The following is a 5,175-nucleotide window of genomic DNA, read 5'->3' as shown; positions in this document are numbered from 1 at the left end:
CGGTTCCGGGGGCACGGGGACGGGGGCGGCGAGCTGCGCCTCGGCGTCGGCTCTGCGCTGGTCAAACCGCTGACCGAGCCTGGTCAGTTCCCCGCCCATACGGCTCAGCCACGAAGGCACTCTCAACATGCGTTCCTTCTTTCCCCCGTCACTCTCCCCACTCGCTCCCCCCGGGAGCCGTTCGAGACAGACCGTACACGGATGAAGCCCCCCGCCGAAGGACGGCGAGGGGCTTCACGAGGCGGTGCGGGAGAACCGGGAGGACACGGCCGCGCGGCGGACGGTCCTCCCCGCGCCCTCAGTAGGCGTTGTGGACCTGCCAGTAGGACCAGGCGCCGCACGGGCTGCCGTAGCGGCTGTTCATGTAGTTGAGGCCCCACTTGATCTGCGTGGCGGGGTTGGTCCTCCAGTCGGCACCCACGGACGCCATCTTCGAGCCGGGCAGGGACTGCACCAGGCCGTACGCCCCGGAACTGGGGTTCTGCGCGGTGTAGTTCCACCCGGACTCGCGGGTCACGATGTTGCTGAAGCACTGGAACTGGTCGGCCGGCACGATCTGACGGGCGATCGACTGCACGTCCGAGGCCGAGTACGAGCTCTGGACGGCGAACGCGGTCGCGGACTTGAGGGCCTCTTCGGCCTTCTTGGCCTCCTTGGCCTCTTCCGCCTTCTTGGCCGCTTCGGCCGCCTTGTCGTCCGCCGCCTGCTTCTTGGCCTTGGCGTCGTGGGCGGCCTGGACGCGGGCCGCCTCCTCGGCGGACTTCTGGGCGGCCTGGTCGGCGGCGGCCGACTGGGCACTTGCCTGCTGCGCGAGCGAGGCGGTCTGCACCTGTGCCTGCTCACCCGAGGGGATGTCCGCCAAGACAGCGTCCGAAGCGGTCGTCTCGACGTTGTCGCCCGAAGCGTGCTGAGGGTCGCCCGAGGCGACACCCACAACGGCGCCGACAGTGGTGACCGCGGTGGCGGACGCCACCGCGAATCCCCGTACCGAGATCCGGCTCACACGGTTTCCTTCCAGCAACGCCCGCACGGTGACCCCGCGGGCGCGATCGTGCCCCTGGCACTGGCCTCCGCTACTGCTGGGTCACGGGAGACACGGGCCCGTTGAGCAGTCCTCGGAGGGACTGCCGCGTGGTGCTCGGGCGGCATGCGGCGGCGGGTGTGGAGTTGTCGGGGCGCCGAGACGCCTGGTGTTCGTGTGCCGCATGCGGGGCCTGACGGAAGCAAGACTTTGCCGGATGGCGACGTCGCAGGGCAATTCCCAGTTGCGTGGGAAAGCTCACACCCCGTTTGCCCCAGCGGATTTGTGGAAATCCCGCACAGCACGGCGCCGCCCCGCTAAGCTCCTTCGCTCTGCGGGGCGGCGCCGTTCTTTTGTGACCCACCATGAGCTCATAGGCTCAAATATGTCCGTCTTCCAGCATCTCCGTCACCAAAGCGGCGATCTGCGAACGCTCGGAGCGCGTCAACGTGACATGGGCGAACAGGGGATGCCCCTTCAGCTTCTCGACGACGGCGACGACACCGTCGTACCGGCCGACCCTCAGATTGTCCCGCTGGGCGACGTCGTGGGTCAGCACGACGCGCGAGCCGGAGCCGATCCTGGACAGAACCGTCAACAGGACGTTGCGCTCCAGGGACTGGGCCTCGTCGACGATCACGAAGGCGTCGTGCAGCGACCTGCCGCGGATGTGCGTGAGCGGCAGGACCTCCAGCATCCCGCGCCCCAGCACCTCGTCGATGACCTCGCGGCCCGCGAACGACGACAGCGTGTCGAACACGGCCTGCGCCCACGGGCTCATCTTCTCGGCCTCGGTGCCCGGCAGGTAGCCGAGCTCCTGCCCGCCGACCGCGTAGAGCGGACGGAAGACCATCACCTTCTGGTGCTGCCTGCGCTCCAGCACGGCTTCGAGGCCCGCGCACAGCGCCAGCGCCGACTTGCCCGTACCGGCGCGGCCGCCCATCGAGACGATGCCGACGTCGGGGTCGAGGAGCAGGTCGAGCGCGATGCGCTGCTCGGCGCTGCGGCCGCGGATGCCGAACGCCTCGCGGTCGCCGCGGACCAGGCGGACATTGCCGTCGGCCGTGACCCGGCCCAGGGCCTTGCCCCGCTCGGACTGGAGCACCAGGCCGGTGTGGACCGGCAGCTCGCTCGCCTCGGGGACGTAGAGCGTGTCCTCGGAGAAGAGGAGGTCGACCTGCTCGCCGGAGAGCGTGAGCTCGCTCATCCCGGTCCAGCCGGAGTCGGTGACGGCGAGCTCCGCCCGGTACTCCTCCGCGAGCAGGCCCACCGACGACGCCTTGATGCGCAGCGGCAGGTCCTTGGAGACGACCGTGACGTCGTACCCCTCGGCCTGGAGGTTGCGGGCGACGGCGAGAATCCGGGAGTCGTTGTCGCCCAGCCGGAAGCCGGCGGGCAGGACGCCCGGGTCCGAATGGTTGAGTTCGACGCGGAGCGTGCCCCCCATCTCGCCGATCGGCAGCGGCGCGTCGAGACGGCCGAACCGGATGCGGAAGTCGTCCAGCAGCCTCAGCGCCTGCCGGGCGAAATACCCGAGCTCGGGATGGTGCCGCTTGGCCTCCAGCTCCGTGATCACCACGATCGGGAGCACGACCTCGTGCTCCTCGAAGCGGGACATGGCACCTGGGTCGGCCAGCAGGACGCTGGTGTCGAGTACATACGTGCGCCGGTCGGAACGGCGCTTCGAGCTGGTCACCACGGAAGGACGAACCCCCTCGGATGAGGTCGGGGATGCGACGGCGTCGCGGGCGGGTGGGCCGGGCTTCTGGCCCCTGCGCGGGCCGAGCTCCGGCCCTCCACGTCGCCCGTACGACTCACCGTACGGTCGTCCTGGTGCAAAGGGCCTCCCGGGCGGACGGCAGCCTGCCGCCCGCTGAGAACGACGCCCGCCGACCCGCCCACGAGGGGCTGGTCAGTACGTTCCGGACGCCGACCTGCTAGGGGTATTCCCTTTTCCGGCCGCCGCCATGCCATGGCATATGACGCAGGGCCGGTGAACAACGCGTGTCGGGACGCCGAAGGGCACCGGTTCCGCAGGCGCCGGGGCGCCGCGCCGGGCGGGTGTCCTGTGCGTGTTTCCGCCGGGATATCGCGGTGCTTCAGCCGCCGTAGCGCCGGTGGCGGGCGGCGTAGTCGCGCAGGGCCCGCAGGAAGTCGACCTTGCGGAAGGCCGGCCAGAAGACGTCGCAGAAGTAGTACTCCGAATGGGCGCTCTGCCAGAGCATGAAGCCCGAGAGCCGCTGCTCCCCGCTCGTGCGGATGACGAGGTCGGGGTCGGGCTGGCCGCGCGTGTAGAGGTGGGAGGAGATCATGTCGATGTCCACGATCTCGGCCAGCTCCTCGTACGAGGTGCCCTTGGCGGCGTGGTCGTGCAGCAGGGACCGCACGGCGTCCGCGATCTCCTGCCGGCCGCCGTAGCCCACGGCGACGTTCACGAGTATCCCCCGGTTGCCGACCGTGGCCTGCTCGGCCTCCTTCAGCACCAGCTGCGTCCCCCCGGGCAGCAGGTCCATCGTGCCCACGTGGTGGACCTGCCAGCGGCCGTCGGCGGCGAGGTCGCGCACCGCGTCCTCGATGATGCCGAGCAGCGGGGTCAGCTCCTCCTCGGGACGGTCGAAGTTGTCCGTGGACAGCAGCCAGAGGGTGACGACCTCCACGTTGGTCTCCGAGCACCAGCCGAGGAGCTCCTGGATCTTGCTGGCGCCTGCCTTGTGCCCCTGCTCGGTGGTGCCACCCGACGCCTTGGCCCAGCGGCGGTTCCCGTCGAGGATGACCCCGATGTGCTTGGGTCCCTGGGAAAGGTCGAGACGTCCCTCGACCCGGTGGGCGTACAGCCGGTACACAAGGTCGCGCAGGTTCACTGGGTCCACCTCATCCGTCGTGTGGGGATCGCCCGCGAGCCGCGACGGCTCCATGGCCGGTGTGCCGGAGCACAGGGCCGCGGCGGGGCCCCGAAGTCGTCACACTACTGCGCGTACGGCACGGGCACCCAACTCGGTCTGTCACAAGTACGTGATAAGGAAAGACGTGTGACTGATTCTTCCCCCTATATCGCGGCAGACGAGCGCTACGACGCCATGGAGTACCGGCGCACCGGGCGCAGCGGGCTCAAGCTGCCCGCCATCTCGCTCGGCCTCTGGCACAACTTCGGCGACGACTTCGCCCTGGCGTCGCAGCGCGCGATCCTGCGCCGCGCCTTCGACCTGGGCATCACCCACTTCGACCTGGCGAACAACTACGGGCCGCCGCCCGGCTCCGCCGAACTCAACTTCGGCAAGTTGTTCGCCCAGGACTTCGCCCCGTACCGGGACGAGCTGATCATCTCGACCAAGGCGGGATACCGGATGACACCGGGCCCGTACGGGGAGTGGGGCTCGCGCAAATACCTGTTGTCCTCGCTGGACGCGTCCCTGAGGCGGATGGGTCTCGACTACGTCGACATCTTCTACTCACACCGCCCCGACCCCAATACACCGCTTGAGGAGACGATGGGGGCCCTGGCCTCCGCCGTCCAGCAGGGCAAGGCGCTGTACGTCGGCGTTTCCTCGTACACCGCGGAGATGACCGCGAAGGCCGCGGCCATCCTGAAGGACATGGGGGTGCCCGGGCTCATCCACCAGCCCTCGTACTCCATGATCAACCGCTGGATCGAGGACGACGGCCTGCTGGACACGCTGGAGAGCGCGGGTATGGGCTGCATCTCCTTCGTGCCGCTCGCGCAGGGCCTGCTCACCGACAAGTACCTGCACGGCATCCCGGAGGGCTCGCGGGCCGCCCAGGGCAAGTCCCTGAACCCGGAGGTGCTGTCCGAGGAGGTCACCCACCGGTTGCAGGGGCTGAACGACATCGCCCGCCGCAGGGGCCAGTCCCTGGCGCAGCTGGCGCTCCAGTGGGTGCTGCGCGACCCGCGTATGACCTCGGCGCTGATCGGCGCGTCGAAGCCGGAGCAGGTCGAGCAGAACGTGGCGGCGCTCTCGGGCGCCCCGCTGACCCCGGAAGAGCTGACGGAGATCGACAACTTCGCCATCGACACCGAGGGCACGAACATCTGGGCGGGGCGGAGCTGAGCCCTGCGGGGTCCCGGGGTCACTGCGGCGCGGTGCGGTGCAGTGCGGTGTGGTGCGGGGAGGTACGGGGATGCCTGGGGGGCGCGT

General features: G+C 69.6%; 4 protein-coding genes. 1 reads left to right on the top strand and 3 read right to left on the bottom strand.

The window, feature by feature from the left end; translation table 11 throughout:
* Positions 1 to 298 precede the first annotated feature (298 nt).
* The 3 genes from LCE31_RS36445 to LCE31_RS36435 form a co-directional block, all read right to left on the bottom strand.
* Positions 299 to 1,003: a transglycosylase SLT domain-containing protein gene (locus tag LCE31_RS36445; RefSeq protein WP_225022224.1), complete on the bottom strand. Its 705-nt coding sequence runs from the start codon at positions 1,001 to 1,003 to the stop codon at positions 299 to 301.
* Between the two features lie 397 nt (positions 1,004 to 1,400).
* Entirely contained in the window at positions 1,401 to 2,720 is a 1,320-nt protein-coding gene (locus tag LCE31_RS36440; RefSeq protein ID WP_225022223.1) for a PhoH family protein, read from the bottom strand.
* 400 nt (positions 2,721 to 3,120) lie between these two features.
* Entirely contained in the window at positions 3,121 to 3,882 is a 762-nt protein-coding gene (locus tag LCE31_RS36435; protein WP_225022225.1) for an isoprenyl transferase, read from the bottom strand.
* A gap of 168 nt (positions 3,883 to 4,050) precedes the next feature.
* On the opposite strand from LCE31_RS36435, the gene mgrA reads away from it, so the two are divergent.
* Positions 4,051 to 5,088, top strand: coding sequence for an L-glyceraldehyde 3-phosphate reductase (mgrA, locus tag LCE31_RS36430; RefSeq protein ID WP_225022222.1), 1,038 nt, complete (start codon positions 4,051 to 4,053; stop codon positions 5,086 to 5,088).
* The last annotated feature ends 87 nt before the right edge of the window (positions 5,089 to 5,175 follow it).

It is taken from the genome of Streptomyces sp. 8L, assembly GCF_020176795.1.
Taxonomy (GTDB): Bacteria; Actinomycetota; Actinomycetes; order Streptomycetales; family Streptomycetaceae; genus Streptomyces.
This window is presented reverse-complemented; position numbering and strand designations above follow the sequence as displayed.